General features: G+C 71.8%; 14 protein-coding genes. 8 read left to right on the plus strand and 6 right to left on the minus strand.

Annotated elements, in window-relative coordinates:
• The first annotated feature begins 96 nt into the window (after positions 1-96).
• Both ACE3QY_RS03440 and ACE3QY_RS03445 read left to right on the plus strand, forming a co-directional pair.
• Entirely contained in the window at positions 97-423 is a 327-nt protein-coding gene (locus ACE3QY_RS03440; protein WP_374454602.1) for an Lsr2 family protein, read from the plus strand.
• A 161-nt stretch (positions 424-584) separates the two neighbouring features.
• Positions 585-3,158, plus strand: coding sequence for an ATP-dependent Clp protease ATP-binding subunit (locus tag ACE3QY_RS03445; protein ID WP_374454603.1), 2,574 nt, complete (start codon positions 585-587; stop codon positions 3,156-3,158).
• Positions 3,159-3,195: 37 nt separating this feature from the next.
• On the opposite strand, the gene ACE3QY_RS03450 is transcribed toward ACE3QY_RS03445, so the two are convergent.
• Positions 3,196-4,080: an A/G-specific adenine glycosylase gene (locus ACE3QY_RS03450; RefSeq protein WP_374454604.1), complete on the minus strand. Its 885-nt coding sequence runs from the start codon at positions 4,078-4,080 to the stop codon at positions 3,196-3,198.
• Between the two features lie 68 nt (positions 4,081-4,148).
• Between ACE3QY_RS03450 and ACE3QY_RS03455 the strand changes: the two genes are divergently transcribed.
• Positions 4,149-4,955: a hypothetical protein gene (locus ACE3QY_RS03455; RefSeq protein ID WP_374454605.1), complete on the plus strand. Its 807-nt coding sequence runs from the start codon at positions 4,149-4,151 to the stop codon at positions 4,953-4,955.
• Positions 4,952-5,446 carry a hypothetical protein gene (locus ACE3QY_RS03460; protein WP_374454606.1) on the plus strand — a complete coding sequence of 165 codons (495 nt, stop codon included), beginning with the start codon at positions 4,952-4,954 and terminating at the stop codon, positions 5,444-5,446. The genes ACE3QY_RS03455 and ACE3QY_RS03460 overlap by 4 nt, the downstream gene beginning before the upstream one ends.
• 498 nt (positions 5,447-5,944) lie before the next feature.
• Here the strand turns inward: ACE3QY_RS03460 and disA are convergent, their stop codons facing one another.
• On the minus strand, positions 5,945-7,027 hold the full coding sequence (disA, locus tag ACE3QY_RS03465; RefSeq protein ID WP_374454607.1) for a DNA integrity scanning diadenylate cyclase DisA: 1,083 nt from the start codon (positions 7,025-7,027) through the stop codon (positions 5,945-5,947).
• 66 nt (positions 7,028-7,093) lie between these two features.
• A complete protein-coding gene (gene radA, locus ACE3QY_RS03470) occupies positions 7,094-8,488 on the minus strand; it encodes a DNA repair protein RadA (RefSeq protein ID WP_374454608.1) in 1,395 nt (464 codons plus the stop codon).
• A 520-nt stretch (positions 8,489-9,008) separates the two neighbouring features.
• On the opposite strand from radA, the gene ACE3QY_RS03475 reads away from it, so the two are divergent.
• Complete coding sequence (locus ACE3QY_RS03475; RefSeq protein ID WP_374454609.1) at positions 9,009-10,049, plus strand: LacI family DNA-binding transcriptional regulator; 1,041 nt, start codon at positions 9,009-9,011, stop codon at positions 10,047-10,049.
• A 3-nt stretch (positions 10,050-10,052) separates the two neighbouring features.
• On the opposite strand, the gene ACE3QY_RS03480 is transcribed toward ACE3QY_RS03475, so the two are convergent.
• The 3 genes from ACE3QY_RS03480 to ACE3QY_RS03490 form a co-directional block, all read right to left on the minus strand.
• Positions 10,053-10,736: a class I SAM-dependent methyltransferase gene (locus tag ACE3QY_RS03480; protein ID WP_374454610.1), complete on the minus strand. Its 684-nt coding sequence runs from the start codon at positions 10,734-10,736 to the stop codon at positions 10,053-10,055.
• The gene (locus ACE3QY_RS03485) at positions 10,733-11,371 is read right to left on the minus strand and encodes a VOC family protein (RefSeq protein WP_374454611.1); all 639 of its coding nucleotides are present in this window, start codon (positions 11,369-11,371) and stop codon (positions 10,733-10,735) included. Before ACE3QY_RS03485 ends, ACE3QY_RS03480 begins: the two co-directional genes overlap by 4 nt.
• 69 nt (positions 11,372-11,440) lie before the next feature.
• Positions 11,441-12,202 carry a hypothetical protein gene (locus tag ACE3QY_RS03490; protein WP_374454612.1) on the minus strand — a complete coding sequence of 254 codons (762 nt, stop codon included), beginning with the start codon at positions 12,200-12,202 and terminating at the stop codon, positions 11,441-11,443.
• Between the two features lie 26 nt (positions 12,203-12,228).
• Here ACE3QY_RS03490 and ACE3QY_RS03495 point away from each other — a divergent pair, with 26 nt between their 5' ends.
• Genes ACE3QY_RS03495 through ACE3QY_RS03505 form a run of 3 tightly spaced genes read left to right on the plus strand, consistent with a single transcriptional unit; the run spans position 12,229 to position 14,578 of the window.
• Positions 12,229-13,173 carry a Ppx/GppA family phosphatase gene (locus ACE3QY_RS03495; RefSeq protein WP_374454613.1) on the plus strand — a complete coding sequence of 315 codons (945 nt, stop codon included), beginning with the start codon at positions 12,229-12,231 and terminating at the stop codon, positions 13,171-13,173.
• Between the two features lie 2 nt (positions 13,174-13,175).
• A complete protein-coding gene (locus ACE3QY_RS03500; RefSeq protein ID WP_374454614.1) occupies positions 13,176-13,967 on the plus strand; it encodes a sugar phosphate isomerase/epimerase family protein in 792 nt (263 codons plus the stop codon).
• Complete coding sequence (locus ACE3QY_RS03505; RefSeq protein ID WP_374454615.1) at positions 13,964-14,578, plus strand: TetR/AcrR family transcriptional regulator; 615 nt, start codon at positions 13,964-13,966, stop codon at positions 14,576-14,578. Before ACE3QY_RS03500 ends, ACE3QY_RS03505 begins: the two co-directional genes overlap by 4 nt.
• Positions 14,579-14,584: the final 6 nt, after the last annotated feature.

The following is a 14,584-nucleotide window of genomic DNA, read 5'->3' on the forward strand; positions in this document are numbered from 1 at the left end:
GACGCAATCCTGACCGCCTTTGTGCCGACCGACGACTGCTGCCAGACTGCATTCGACGCGTTTAGCCCCGAGCGCCGAAAAAGCAAAGGAATTCACATGGCACAAAAGGTCAACATCGTCCTGGTCGACGACCTGGACGGCACCGAGGCCACTGAGACCGTCTCCTTCGGCCTCGACGGGACCACCTACGAGATCGACCTGAACGACGCCAACGCCGCGGCGCTGCGCGAGGCGATGAGCGGCTACGTCGGCCACGCCCGCAAGGTCACCGGCGGTGGTCGCCGGACCCGCAAGTCGAGCGGTGGCGGCTCGTCCTCCAGCACCAAGGACGTCCGCGAGTGGGCCAAGTCGCAGGGCATGGAGGTCTCCGAGCGCGGCCGCATCTCCGCCGACGTGCAGCAGGCCTACGACGCCGCCCACTGACGTACGACGCCGTGCGCGGGAGGGTCCGTTCGTTCGCTGTGAGCGGACGCTCTCGTGCATGGGGCGGGAACACGTAGGCTGATCTCGGGCGTTGAGCCCAGTGTCCGCAACCCGGCGTCTGCGTCGGGCCCCGCGGACCACGCAGACGTAGAGGAGCGCACATGTTCGAGCGGTTCACCGACCGAGCCCGGCGAGTTGTCGTGCTGGCCCAGGAAGAGGCCCGCATGCTCTCCCACAACTACATCGGGACCGAGCACATCCTGCTCGGCCTCATCCATGAGGGTGAAGGAGTCGCCGCCAAGGCGCTGGAGTCCCTCGACATCTCCCTGGAGGCCGTGCGCGCCCAGGTGGAGGAGATCATCGGCCAGGGCCAGCAGGCCCCGTCCGGCCACATCCCGTTCACGCCCCGGGCCAAGAAGGTGCTCGAGCTCTCGCTCCGCGAGGCGCTCCAGCTCGGCCACTCCTACATCGGCACCGAGCACATCCTGCTCGGACTGATCCGGGAGGGCGAGGGCGTCGCGGCCCAGGTCCTGCAGAAGCTCGGCGCCGACCTCAACCGGGTGCGCCAGCAGGTCATCCAGCTGCTCAGCGGCTTCCAGGGCAAGGAGTCGGCCACGGCCGGCGCCCAGACCTCCGGCTCCGGCGGCGAGGCCCCCTCGAGCTCGCTGGTCCTCGACCAGTTCGGCCAGAACCTCACCCAGGCCGCCCGCGAGGGCAAGCTCGACCCGGTCATCGGGCGCGAGCAGGAGATCGAGCGCGTGATGCAGATCCTGTCGCGCCGCACGAAGAACAACCCCGTCCTCATCGGCGAGCCCGGCGTCGGCAAGACCACGATCGTGGCCGGCCTCGCGCAGGACATCGTCAAGGGCAACGTGCCCGAGACGCTGAAGGACAAGCAGATCTACACGCTCGACCTCGGCGCCCTGGTCGCCGGCTCGCGCTACCGCGGTGACTTCGAGGAGCGCCTCAAGAAGGTGCTCAAGGAGATCCGCACCCGCGGTGACATCGTGCTGTTCATCGACGAGATCCACACCCTCGTCGGTGCCGGTGCGGCCGAGGGCGCGATCGACGCCGCCAGCATCCTCAAGCCGATGCTGGCCCGCGGCGAGCTCCAGACCATCGGTGCCACCACGCTGGATGAATACCGCAAGTACCTCGAGAAGGACGCCGCGCTCGAGCGCCGCTTCCAGCCGATCCAGGTGCAGGAGCCCTCGATCGCGCACACCATCGAGATGCTCAAGGGCCTGCGCGACCGCTACGAGGCCCACCACCGCGTCACCATCACCGACGAGGCGCTGGTCTCCGCGGCGACGCTGGCCGACCGCTACATCTCCGACCGGTTCCTGCCGGACAAGGCCATCGACCTCATCGACGAGGCCGGTTCGCGACTGCGCATCCGCCGGATGACCGCGCCGCCGGACCTGCGCGAGTACGACGACAAGATCGGCGACGTGCGGCAGCGCAAGGAGGCCGCCATCGACGGGCAGGACTTCGAGGCCGCGGCCCGGCTGCGCGACGAGGAGAAGCAGCTCACCGCCCGCCGCGCCGAGCGCGAGAAGCAGTGGCGTGCCGGTGACCTCGACGAGATCGCCGAGGTCGACGAGGAGCTGATCGCCGAGGTGCTCGCCGTCGCGACCGGCATCCCGATCGTGAAGCTCTCGGAGGAGGAGTCCACCCGTCTGCTCAAGATGGAGGACGAGCTCCACAAGCGGGTCATCGGCCAGGAGGAGGCCGTCAAGGCGCTCAGCCGGGCGATCCGTCGTACGCGTGCGGGTCTCAAGGACCCCAAGCGTCCCGGTGGCTCGTTCATCTTCGCCGGCCCCTCGGGTGTCGGAAAGACGTGGCTGTCCAAGACGCTCGCCGAATTCCTCTTCGGTGACGAGGACGCGCTGATCCAGCTCGACATGAGTGAATTCTCCGAGAAGCACACCGTGTCGCGCCTGTTCGGTTCGCCGCCCGGATACGTCGGTTACGAAGAGGGCGGCCAGCTCACCGAGAAGGTGCGCCGCAAGCCGTTCTCGGTGGTGCTCTTCGACGAGGTCGAAAAGGCCCACCCCGACATCTTCAACAGCCTGCTGCAGATTCTCGAAGAGGGTCGCCTGACCGATTCCCAGGGTCGCGTGGTCGACTTCAAGAACACGGTTATCATCATGACCACCAACCTCGGCACGCGCGACATCTCCAAGAGCGTCAACCTCGGCTTCGGCCAGAGCGCCGACGCCGCCGGCTCCTACGAGCGGATGAAGAGCAAGGTGTCGGAGGAGCTCAAGCAGCACTTCCGCCCCGAGTTCCTCAACCGTGTCGACGAGATCGTGGTCTTCCCGCCGCTGTCGCGCGAGCAGATCATCGCGATGGTCGACAACATGATCGACGCGGTGGAGCTGCGCCTGAAGGACCGCGACATGTCGCTGGAGCTGACCCAGTCCGCGAAGGACCTGCTCGCCGAGCGGGGCTTCGACCCGGTCCTCGGTGCCCGACCGCTGCGCCGCACGGTGCAGCGCGAGGTCGAGGACGTCCTGGCCGAGAAGATGCTCTTCGGCGAGGTCGGCCCGGGCCAGATCGTCCTGGTCGACGTCGAGGGCGAGGGCCTGGAGGCCAAGTTCACGTTCAAGGGCCAGAAGAACTCGACCGTGCCCGACATGCCGCCGCTCGAGACGGTGGTGGAGGGTCCGACCGGTGAGGGTCCGGACGACACCGCAGGCCCGACGGACGTGCCGAAGTCCGCGGAGTCATGACAGCGGGGGCCTGAACTGAGAGTCCGACCTCAGCCGATCACCCCGGGAGCGCCCAGCGCCCCGGGGTGATCTGCGTCAGGAGGCCGTCGGCGACGAGGGCCTCGAGGCAGCGCTCGCGCTGCTCGGCCTGCGGCCAGGCCGCCACGACCTGAGCGCGGCTGACCGAGGCATGGGCCTCGCGGGCCAGGGCCATGATCCGGCCGCGGCACTGCCGGTCGGTGCCGGCCCACGCCTGCCCGCGGCGGGGCGGGCCGTCGTACGCCGGGAAGCCCGCGCCGCGCCACGCACACACCTCGGCGACCGGGCACTGCTCGCACGAGGGCTGGCGGGCCGTGCACACCAGCGCCCCGAGCTCCATCGTCGCCACCGCCCAGGTCGCGGCGGTGGCCGGGTCGTCGGGCAGCAGGCCGGTCGCGAGGTCGCGCTCGGCGCGGGTCACCGCGGCCGCGGGGAACTCCTCGCCCGCCACCGCGCGGGCCAGCACCCGCCGGACGTTGGTGTCGAGCACGACGTGGCGCCGGCCGAAGGCGAAGCTCGCGATGGCCGCAGCGGTGTAGTCCCCGACGCCTGTAAGCGCCAGCAGGTCGTCGTACGCCGCGGGGACCTCGCCGTCGTGGCGCTCCACGATCGCGACGGCCGCGGCGTGGAGCCGCAGCGCCCGACGGGGATAGCCGAGGCGTCCCCACATGCGCACCGCCTCGCCCGTGGACCCGGCGGCGAGGTCGGCGGGCGTCGGCCAGCGCTCGAGCCAGGCGGCGTGGGCCGGCAGCACCCGCGCCACCGGCGTCTGCTGGAGCATGAACTCGCTGACCATCACCGACCAGGGCGAGGCGTCGACGCCGCGCCAGGGCAGCTCGCGCGCGTGGTCGTCGTACCAGTCGAGCACGGCCTCGTGCAGCGCGCTGGGGGAGGGGGCGTCCATCGCCCGTGATCGTAGGTGAGCCGGTGCGCCTCCGCCGAGACGGCCCGCTCGCTCCCTACCCTGACCCCATGGCGACGACAGTGCGACCGCGGGGGCCGCTGCCGGCCCGGGTCTACTGGACCCGGCGCCTCGTGGTGCTCGGCGTCCCGCTGCTGCTGGTCCTCGTGCTGGCCCGGGTGCTGGGCGGCTCGTCCGACGCCAAGGACGCGAGTGAAGGCACGGCCGCGCAGGCGGGCGCCACCATCGAGACGACGCAGGCCCCGACCGCGGGCCCGACCGCCGACCCCGCCGCGGTCGGGAAGAAGGGCAAGAAGGGCCGCAAGGACCAGGAGACGGCCCCGCCTGAGCCGGTGCTCGCCGAGCCCTCGGGCCCGTGCACGGACTCCGACATCGTCGCGACCCCGGCCATCACCTCGGCCGCCGGCGGCTCCGACGTCGCGATCACGATCAACCTCCGCACGATCGCCACCGAGGCGTGCACCTGGCAGGCCTCGCCGGAGACGATGACGGTCACCATCACGTCGGGCGACGACTACATCTGGAGCACGCGCGAGTGCCCCGTCGGCATCCCGGCGCAGGACGTGGTGATCCGGCAGGCCGTCGAGACCCCGGTCGTGGTCACCTGGTCAGCCCGCCGCTCCGACGAGGAGTGCTCGGACCGCACGGAGTGGGCCAAGCTCGGCTACTACCACGTCGAGGCGGCCGCCCTGGGCGGCGACGGCACCGACGTGCAGTTCGAGCTGGTCGCCCCGCAGCCCGGGGTGATCACCAAGACCGCCGACCCCCAGCAGGGCGGCAACGGCGGCAAGAAGGGCAACGGCGGCGACACCACGCACACCCCGGGCGAGGACGGGACGGGCAACGGCGAGGGATGACCCGGACCGCCACCCGCCGCCTCGCCGTCCCGGCCGCGGCCCTCGTCCTCAGCCTGCTCGCCACCGGGTGCGGCGGCGGCATCGACGCCTCCGCCGCGCCGGAGGACGCGACGACCGACGACTTCTGCCTGACGTGGGTACGCCAGGTGACGACCCTCGTGGCCAAGGTGCAGGCCGACGTGACCCAGGAGCGGCAGCTCCCGACGGGCGAGGAGGTCGCGGACGTCTTCCACGCGTGGGCGGAGGAGATGAAGGGCGTGGGCACCCCGAGCGGGATGTCGGACGAGGCGCGCACCGGTTTCAAGGAGGCGCTGGAGCAGACGGCAGACCTCGACGCCGATGACTTCGATCCCGAGGACTACGCCGACGACGTCGACCTCGTCGCGGAGTGGGCGAGCCTGAGCAGCGAGGAGTTCCACACCACCCGGGCCCTCAGCACGTACATCCAGGACACCTGCTCCTCGCTCTACCGCGAGCGCGGCCTGCTGTAGCAGTCGATATCCCTCGCCGCGATCCGTCATACGAAGGCGAGCGCATGGGTGCTGAGGCGCATGACGCTCGGGCGGGCGGTGGTCCACCGACATTCCTGACGCCGCGAAGATGGGTGGGCCACCGCTGGCGGGCGTGTCGGCGTACGACACCCGGGTGGGCGGTGGTCCAAGGGGCTTTCCGGTCGCCAGAATCCGCGTCCGCCACCGCCGGTGGGCGTGTCGGCGTACGACACCGGGTGGGCGGTGGTCCAGCGGGCTTTCCTGCCGCCAGAACCCGCGTCCACCACCGCTGGCGGGCGTGTCGGCGTACGACACCCGAACGGGCGGTGTTCGAGGGGCTTCCCGGCCGCCAGAACCCGCGTCCACCACCGCCGGCTGGTCTGGCGGCCCAGGTGAGATCTCGACGCGCCCGTCGCGACCTCGTTCCTCGGTCGCGGGGCTTGCTCGATCTGGCCACGCCCACGCCGCGACCTCGTTCCTCGGCCGCAGCTGCGTGTCTCAGATGTAGCGCTCGGTGATGCTGGACTCGGCGAGGCGGGAGAGGCCCTCGCGGACGCTTCGGGCGCGGAGCTCGCCGACGCCCTCGACGGCCTGGAGGTCGTCGATCCCGGCGGAGAGCAGCTGCTGGAGGCCGCCGAAGTGCTCGACGAGGCGGTCGACGACCGAGGTGGGCAGGCGGGGGACCTTGGCCAGGAGGCGGTAGCCCCGGGGGGCGACGGCGGCGTCGAGGTGCTCGGCGCCGCCCAGCCCGATGGCGCGGGCCACGGCGGCGGGGTCGACGAGGTCGGTCGGCGAGAGGGCCTCGAGCTCGGCGAGCTGCGTCTGGGGGTTGGTCGGACGGCGTCGTCCTCCCGGGAGGTAGTCGCGGACGACCAGCTCGCGCTCGGCGTCGACGCCGGTCACCAGCTCCTCGAGCTGGAGGGAGAGCAGGCGGCCGTCGGTGCCGAGCTCGAGGACGTAGTCCTCGATCTCGCGGGCGATCCGGATGACCATCTCCAGTCGCTGCGCCACCACCGCGACGTCGCGGACCGTGACGAGGTCCTCGATCTCGAGGGCGGACAGGGTGGCCGACACCTCGTCGAGGCGGAGCTTGTAGCGCTCGAGGGTGGCGAGGGCCTGGTTGGCGCGGGAGAGGATCTTGCCGGAGTCCTCGAGCACGTGGCGGATGTCGCCGACGTAGGCCGCGATGATCTGCATCGACTGCGAGACCGAGATGACCGGCTGGCCGGTCTGCTTCGCGACCCGCTCCGCGGTGCGGTGCCGGGTGCCGGTCTCCTCGGAGGGGATCGTGTGGTCGGGCATCAGGTGGACGGCCGCGCGGTGGATGCGGGTGATGTCCTTGTCGACCACGATCGCGCCGTCCATCTTGGCCAGCTCGCGCAGCCCGGTCGCGGTGAACGGCACGTCGAGCGTGAAGCCGCCGGTGGAGATCGACTCGACGATCTTGTCCTGCCCCAGCACGATCAGTGCGCCGGTGCGGCCGCGGAGGATGCGCTCGAGGCCGTCACGCAGCGGCGTGCCCGGTGCGATCGAGGCCAGGGTCGCGCGCAGCCGCAGCTGGTCGTCGATGCGCTCTGCCACCGGTCCTCCACGATTCGTCTCGGCGCACCCCCGTGCACCGTCCGGGTGAAGTGTAGGGGCCTGCGGTCAGAGAGGCGGGGTGAGTTCGAGGGTGAGCAGCGCGCCGAACACGTCGTCGACCTCGATGACCCGCAGGCCGTCGACGGTGCGGTGGCTCGGGATGCCGCGCTCGCTGGCGAGGGTGCGGCCGCGGGGGACCACGGCCACCTTGAAGCCGAGCCGGGCCGCCTCGGAGATCCGCTGGGGGAGGTCGCGCACCCGGCGCAGCTCGCCGGCGAGCCCGATCTCGCCGATCGCGACGGCGCCTCGCGGCGCCGGGACGCCGAGGTGCGAGCTGGCCACCGCGACGGCGATCGCCAGGTCCGCGGCCGGGTCGTGCAGCTTGGCGCCGCCGACGGTGGCGACGAAGGTGTCGCTGCCGGCGATGCGCAGCCGGGCGTGGCGCTGGAGCACCGCGAGCACCATGTCGACGCGCGAGGACTCCACGCCGGAGACCGTGCGTCGGGGGCGCTCGAGCGGCGAGGGCGTGAGCAGGGCCTGCACCTCGGCCAGCAGCGGGCGACGGCCCTCCATCGTGACGGCGACGCAGGTGCCGGACACGTCCTGGGTGTGGTGCTCGACGAACAGGCCGGTCGGGTCGGTGACGGCCTGGATGCCCTCGGAGGACAGGTCGAAGCAGCCGACCTCGTCGACCGGGCCGTAGCGGTTCTTCATCGCACGGACCATGCGGAAGCGCGAGTTGCGGTCGCCCTCGAAGTGGAGGACGACGTCGACGAGGTGCTCGAGCACGCGCGGACCGGCGATGGAGCCGTCCTTGGTCACGTGGCCCACGATCATCGTGGTGATGTTGCGGGTCTTCGCGACGCGGATCAGGGCGGCCGCGACCTCCTTGACCTGGGTGACCCCGCCGGGGACCCCGTCGATGCCGGAGGCGCCGATCGTCTGGACCGAGTCGACCACCAGCAGGGTCGGGCGCACCTCCTCGATGTGGGTCAGCACGGCCCCGAGGTCGGTCTCCGCCGCGAGGAAGAGCTCGTCGTGGACGCCGCCCGTGCGATCGGCGCGCAGCCGCACCTGGGCGGCGGACTCCTCGCCGGTGACGTAGAGGGTGCGCTGGCGGGTGCGCGCGGTCTGCGCGGCCACCTCGAGCAACAACGTGCTCTTGCCGACGCCCGGCTCACCGGCCAGCAGGATCGCCGCACCGGGGACCAGCCCCCCGCCCAGCACCCGGTCGAGCTCCGGCACCCCGCTCGATCGTGCGACCGACTCGGTGATCGCCACCTGGCCGATCGGCACCGCGGGCGTGGAGACCGGCCCTGCCGCGGCCCGCAGGGTCGGCGCGCCGGCCTCGGCGACGGAGCCCCAGGCCTGGCACTCGCCGCAGCGACCGACCCACTTGGCGGTCTCCCACCCGCACTCGGAGCAGCGGTAGGAGGAGCGGGGCCTGGCCTTCGTCGACATGGTCGTCACGCTAGGCGAGGGCACCGACAACCCCGGGGAGGCGTCACCGGGACGGGAGGATCCGTCGTGCCGTCCGGTCTGGACCAGTTGTCCACAGGTGGGCACGTCGCCTGTGGAGCAGCCCCGGATCCTGTGGACGGTACGCCGTCCGGCTGGGGACGATGGCGGCCTCGCCGTGGACAGCCGGTGGACGACGGGACCCGGCCGGATCGACCGCGCCGGACCCCTTGCGCGGCTCCGGGCCGACCCCGTAGAACTTCTCCCACGCCGACCTTCACGGGGAGGCGGGATGGCTCGGAGACGAGGATCCATCCGGACGGGACGCTCCGGCGTGCCGGCCGCCGCGGCTGGGTGACGCAGCTGCGGGGATCAGCGGTGAAGGGTCGTCGACCGGAGGTCGTCACATGATCCGGTCGCCTGAAGGGCCCTTGCGACTCATACTCGCGAGGGCCCTTCGTCCATTTGCCGCGCGGGGGTCGGCTTATGCTGACGGCCTTGGATCGATCAAGGGGGTGCCGGCATGGGGCGCAACGAGAGGATCGGCAGCCAGCTGCCGGTGACGCCTCCGACGCTCGCCGACGTCGCCGAGCGGGCGGGTGTCTCCCGCCAGACCGTCTCCAACGCGGTCAACAACCCCGACCTGCTCCGTCCCGACACCCTCGAGCGGGTGCGCCAGACGATCGCCGAGCTCGGCTACTCGCCCAACCGCGCGGCCCGCAACCTCCGCACCCGCACCTCCTCGCTCATCGGGCTGCGCTTCGCGCCGGCCCAGGAGGGGACGGCCAACGCGGCGATGGACCGCTTCGTGCACTCGCTGGTCGAGGCCAGCGAGGAGGTCGGCTACCACGTCCTCCTCTTCCCCGGCGACGACGAGGACCCGGTCGGCGGCTACGACAACCTGCTCCGCTCGACGGCCGTGGACGCGTTCGTCGTCACCGACACCTACCTCGGCAACCCGCAGGCCGCCTGGCTGAGCCAGCAGCGGGCGCCGTTCGTGGCGTTCGGCCGGCCGTGGGACGACGACGAGGCCCGACACGTGTGGGTCGACGTCGACGGCGCCGCCGGCATCCGGCTGGCGACCCAGCACCTCATCGACCGCGGCCACACGCGCATCGCCTGGATCGGCTGGCGCAAGGACTCCCCGATCGGCGAGGACCGCCGCTCCGGGTGGCTGCAGACCATGCACGCCAACGGGCTGTCCACCACGGGCCTCGCGTCGCGCGTCGAGGACGTCGTGCACAGCGGCGCGGAGGCCGCGGCCGTGCTCCTCGACGAGTCCCGACCCACCGCCTTCGTCTGCGCCTCCGACACCCTCGCGATGGGCGTGCTGCACACGCTCTGGATCCGCCAGCTCGCCCCGGGCACGGACATCGCCGTGGTCGGATTCGACGACTCTCAGGTGGCCCAGGTCTTCCCCGTCGGCCTCACGTCCGTACGCCAGCCGCTGGAGGACGTGGCGGTCGAGATCGTCAAGGCGCTGCGCGCGCTGCTGTCGCACCAGCAGGTCGAGGAGCGCGGCGTCCTCCTCGAGCCCACGCTGGCCATCCGGCAGTCGTCCTGACGATCAGTAGTCGCGCCACCAGAGGTTGACGGCGTAGTCGACCTCGGTGCCGGTGTGGGAGGCGAGCGCCTCCTCCGCGGCCGCGGGCGGCAGCTCGATGCGCACCACGGCCTCGAGGTCCTCGCGCGAGGCGAACGACCACCCCATGTCGATCGGGCGGCGCCGCCACCCGTGCAGCGACCAGAAGCGCTCGACCGCGTCGGGGTCGACCTCGGGGAAGCCGCGCCGGAACCAGCCGCCGAAGGTCGACCGCGTCGGGTCGTTGTCGATCACGAAGGCCGTGCCGCCGCGGCGTACGACCCGGTCGAGCTCCCGCAGGCCCGGCTCCGACCCGGGGCCGAAGAAGTAGGCCCACCGGGCGTGCACCACGTCGACGGAGGCGTCGGGGACCGGCAGTGCCTCGGCGGCGCCGTCGAGGACGGTGACGCGGTCGAGCGAGCGCGTACGTCGTCGGGCCAGCGCGGCAAGCGGGGGATGCGGCTCGACGCCGACCACACGGGTCGCGGCCGCAGCCCACAGGGGCAGGTGGAACCCGCTGCCGCAGCCGACGTCGAGCAGGGTGCGTCCCGCCCAGTCACCGAGCTCGCGCATCGCGGTGGTGATGCGGTCGTGCGGGTCGGCGGCCCGGTTCTCGAGCTCGTAGAGCTCGGGGGTGTTCCAGATGTTCGGGGAGGGGCGGACCCTCAAAGGCGCACGAGCCCGTTCGGCGTCTGGATCTGGACGGCGACGATGCCGGGGGTGCCGTTGGGGGCGACCCACTCGACCTTCACGTCCTCCAGCGGGGCCTCGACGGTCTCGCCGAGCCACTCGCTGACCCGCTGCGGGTCGCCGGCGATCTCGAGGCAGTGCAGGGAGAAGTCGCCCGAGGCGCCGTTGCTGGGGTGCATCTCGGCCGGCGACTGCCACTGGATGAAGAACGGCAGCTGCGGGTCGGAGATCAGGCCGTTGACCCCGATCTGCTGCCAGACCAGCTCGGTGCCGTCGGGACGGTGGCGGTTGCCCTTGACCGACTCGCGACCGAGGCGGGTCTCGATGGGTGCGATGTCGGCGACGGAGACGACCCACCCCATCCAGCCGCCACCGAGGGCCGAGCGCGCGCGCACGGCCTGGCCGAAGGGAGCCTTGTCGCTGGCCGGGTGGTCGAGCACCTCGACGATCTCCATGTAGGTGTCGTCGGCCAGCGGAAGGATCATGTTGCGGGTGCCGAAGCGGGGGTGGACTCCACCGTCGACGAAGTCGGTGCCGAGCAGCCCCCCAAGCCGCTGGGCGGTGCTGGCAAGTCCATCAGGTCCGGCGGCGAAGCTGACGTGGTCCAGGCGCATGCAGAGATTGTGAGCCGGGTACCTGCCGGACGTCACATCGGGGTCGGGTTCTCTTGACGTCGAGCAATCTCAGCGCGGGTCCGCGGGGTGCAGCGCGAGGGCCGACCGGGATCTGACATGGGCCTCGCAATGACGGGTCAGCTCGGCGTACCCTTCGCGCCCCATCAGCTCGACCAGCTCGGCCTCGTGGGTGACGTAGACCGGCTCGACGGCGACGTGCGCCTCGGTGTTGCCGGAGCAGTACCAGTCCAGGTCGTGGCCCCCCGGCCCCCAGCCGCGGCGGTCGTACTCGCCGATCGACACCTCGGTGTACGACGTCCCGTCCTGCACCTCGACCGTGCGGAACTGGCGGCGGATCGGCAGCTGCCAGCACACGTCGGGCTTCGTCTCCAGCGGGTTGCGGCCCTGCTGCAGCGCAAGCCCGTGGAGCGCGCAGCCGGCACCGCTGGCGAAGTCGGTGCGGTTGTGGAACACACACGCCTGCTGGCCGTCGACCTCCACGGCGAGGGTCTTGCGCTCGCCGTCGTCGTCGGTCTCGACCCAGTCGGACGTGCGCACCGCGCGACCGGGGTGGAGCTGCCAGTCGTCCGGGGTGAGCTGGGCGACGAAGCCCGCGACCCGCTTCTCGTCGTCCTTGTCGGCGAAGTGCGCACCCAGCGTGCAGCAGCCGACGTCGGGCGCGTCGGCGTAGATGCCCTGGCAGCCCTGCCCGAAGATGCACATGTACGACGACGTCAGCCAGGTCAGGTCGCACCGGAAGACCTGGGTCTCGTCGGCCGGATCGGCGAACTCCACGAAAGCGCGGGGGAACACGAGGTCGACTTCGGGCACGCGGAAAGCCTAGTAGTTTGGGGGGCATGCGCCTGGGCGTCCTCGACATCGGATCCAACACCGGCCACCTGCTGGTGGTGGACGCGCACGGCGGCGCCGCCCCGCTGCCGGCCTCCTCGCACAAGCAGCCGCTGCGCCTGGCCGAGCACCTCGACGAGGACGGCGCCGTCACCAAGAAGGGCATCAAGGCCCTCACCGACTTCTGTACATCCGCGACCGAGATCGCCGAGGACAAGGGCTGCGAGGAGATGCTCGGCTTCGCCACCTCGGCCGTGCGCGACTCCATCAACTCCGACGAGGTCCTCGAGCACGTCGAGAAGCACAGCGGGGTGGCCCTCGAGGTGCTCTCGGGCGAGGACGAGGCGCGGCTGACGTTCCTGGCCGTACGCCGCTGGTTCGGCTGGTCGGCCGGCCGGCTCGCGGTCTTCGACATCGGCGGCGGGTCCCTCGAGATCGCCGGCGGCACCGACGAGGCGCCCGACGTGGCGTGGTCGCTGCCGCTGGGAGCGGCGCGGATGGCCCGGATGTGGTTCCAGGGCGGGCGTCCCTCCAACGACGACATCCGCGAGCTGCGCAAGCAGATCCGCGCCGAGATCGCGCGCGACGCCGGCCACCTGCTGCGACCCGGTGTGCCCGACAAGGCCGCGGCCACGTCCAAGACCTTCCGCTCGCTGGCGCGCATCTGCGGCGCCGCGCCCAGCGGCGACGGCCCGCTGGTGCCGCGCGTGCTGGAGCTGGAGACGCTGTCGGGCTGGATCCCGAAGCTGATGGAGCTCTCCCCGGAGGAGCTCGCCGACCTGCCGGGCGTCTCCCCGAGCCGCACCCACCAGATCGTGCCCGGTGCGCTCGTCGCCGAGGCGTGCATGGACATCTTCGACCTCACCGAGCTCGAGATCTGCCCGTGGGCGTTGCGCGAGGGCGTCATCCTCGAGCGACTCGACCAGATCTCGGTCGTGGCCAGGCGCCGCTGACGATGGCTCCCACGATCGGCCTGTCCACCGCCTCGGTGTATCCCGAGTCGACCGCGCACGCCTTCGGCTACGCGGCGTCGCTCGGCTACGACGCCGTCGAGGTGATGGTCGGCATCGACTCCCTCAGCCAGCAGGTCGACGCCGTCAGGAAGCTCAGCGACCACCACGGAGTCCCGATCTGCGCGGTGCACGCGCCGTGCCTGCTCTTCACCCAGCGGGTCTGGGGCACCGACCCGTGGGGCAAGCTCGAGAGGTCGGCCGAGATGGCCGAGGCGGTCGGCGCCGACGTGGTCGTCGTACATCCCCCGTTCCGCTGGCAGAAGGACTACGCCGCCGGCTTCGTCGAGGGGATCGCCTCGCTCGAGGCGCGCACCGGCATCGCCTTCGCGGTGGAGAACATGTACCCGTGGCGGGCGTCCTCGCGGCGCGGCATGCAGATGTACGTCCCCGGCTGGGACCCCAGCGAGGAGGACTACGCCAACACCACGATCGACCTGTCCCACGCCGCGATCGCGCGTAGCGACGTCATCGAGATGGCCGAGCGGATGGGGGAGAGCCTGCGGCACATCCACCTCACCGACGGCACCGGCTCGGCCAAGGACGAGCACCTCGTGCCCGGCCGTGGCGTGATGCGGGCCGAGGAGTTCCTGCAGCACCTCGCCCGCACCGGCTTCGCGGGCCACGTGGTGCTGGAGATCAACACCCGCCGGGCGGCCAGCCGGACCGAGCGCGAGGCCGACCTCGCCGAGTCGCTGGAGTTCGCGCGCGCCCACCTCGGGGTAGCCGCGAAGTGAGCACGCGGTCGTCCCGCGGCCGGCGCCCCGGGGCGCCGGACACCCGCGCGGAGGTGCTCGACGCCGCACGGGCGTCGTTCGCCGAGAAGGGCTTCCGGGCCACCACCATCCGCGCGGTGGCCGCCTCCGCGGGCGTCGACCCGGCCCTGGTCCACCACTACTTCGGCTCCAAGGACAACCTGTTCCTGGCGGCCCTCGAGATGCCCGTCGACCCGCGGGAGCTCCTCGCTCCGGTGGTGCAGCTGGGCCCGGACGGCGCCGGCGAGCGGCTGTTGCGCACGTTCCTGTCCGTGTGGGACGACCCGGAGATCCAGGTGCGGTTGCTCGCCGTGGTCCGGTCCGTGCTCAACGAGGACGGCGGCCAGCTGCTGAAGGAGGGCTTCATCCCGGTCGTGGTCGGCCCGGTGCTGAGCCGGCTGGTCGCGGACCAGCCCGAGGTCCGGATCCCGCTCGTGGTCAGCCAGGTGGTCGGGCTGATCGTGGCCCGCTACGTCCTGGCGCTCCCGCTGATGGCGCTGATGCCGCCGGAAGACCTGGTCGCCCGGATGGGACCGGTGATCCAGCACTACCTGACCGGCGACCTCGCGGCAGGAGTCGTCGAGCCCGTCTAGTCCGGT

Source organism: Nocardioides sp. (assembly GCF_041913365.1).
Taxonomy (GTDB): domain Bacteria; phylum Actinomycetota; class Actinomycetes; order Propionibacteriales; family Nocardioidaceae; genus Nocardioides.

What these genes read in the sequence shown, in the direction of transcription:
- ACE3QY_RS03500 (WP_374454614.1), top strand. Translation starts at nt 13,176, where the DNA reads ATGGCTCCCACGATCGGCCTGTCCACCGCCTCGGTGTATCCCGAGTCG.
- ACE3QY_RS03485 (WP_374454611.1), bottom strand. Translation starts at nt 11,371, where the DNA reads ATGCGCCTGGACCACGTCAGCTTCGCCGCCGGACCTGATGGACTTGCC.
- ACE3QY_RS03445 (WP_374454603.1), top strand. Translation starts at nt 585, where the DNA reads ATGTTCGAGCGGTTCACCGACCGAGCCCGGCGAGTTGTCGTGCTGGCC.
- ACE3QY_RS03440 (WP_374454602.1), top strand. Translation starts at nt 97, where the DNA reads ATGGCACAAAAGGTCAACATCGTCCTGGTCGACGACCTGGACGGCACC.
- ACE3QY_RS03495 (WP_374454613.1), top strand. Translation starts at nt 12,229, where the DNA reads ATGCGCCTGGGCGTCCTCGACATCGGATCCAACACCGGCCACCTGCTG.
- ACE3QY_RS03450 (WP_374454604.1), bottom strand. Translation starts at nt 4,080, where the DNA reads ATGGACGCCCCCTCCCCCAGCGCGCTGCACGAGGCCGTGCTCGACTGG.
- ACE3QY_RS03460 (WP_374454606.1), top strand. Translation starts at nt 4,952, where the DNA reads ATGACCCGGACCGCCACCCGCCGCCTCGCCGTCCCGGCCGCGGCCCTC.
- radA (WP_374454608.1), bottom strand. Translation starts at nt 8,488, where the DNA reads ATGTCGACGAAGGCCAGGCCCCGCTCCTCCTACCGCTGCTCCGAGTGC.
- ACE3QY_RS03455 (WP_374454605.1), top strand. Translation starts at nt 4,149, where the DNA reads ATGGCGACGACAGTGCGACCGCGGGGGCCGCTGCCGGCCCGGGTCTAC.
- ACE3QY_RS03475 (WP_374454609.1), top strand. Translation starts at nt 9,009, where the DNA reads ATGGGGCGCAACGAGAGGATCGGCAGCCAGCTGCCGGTGACGCCTCCG.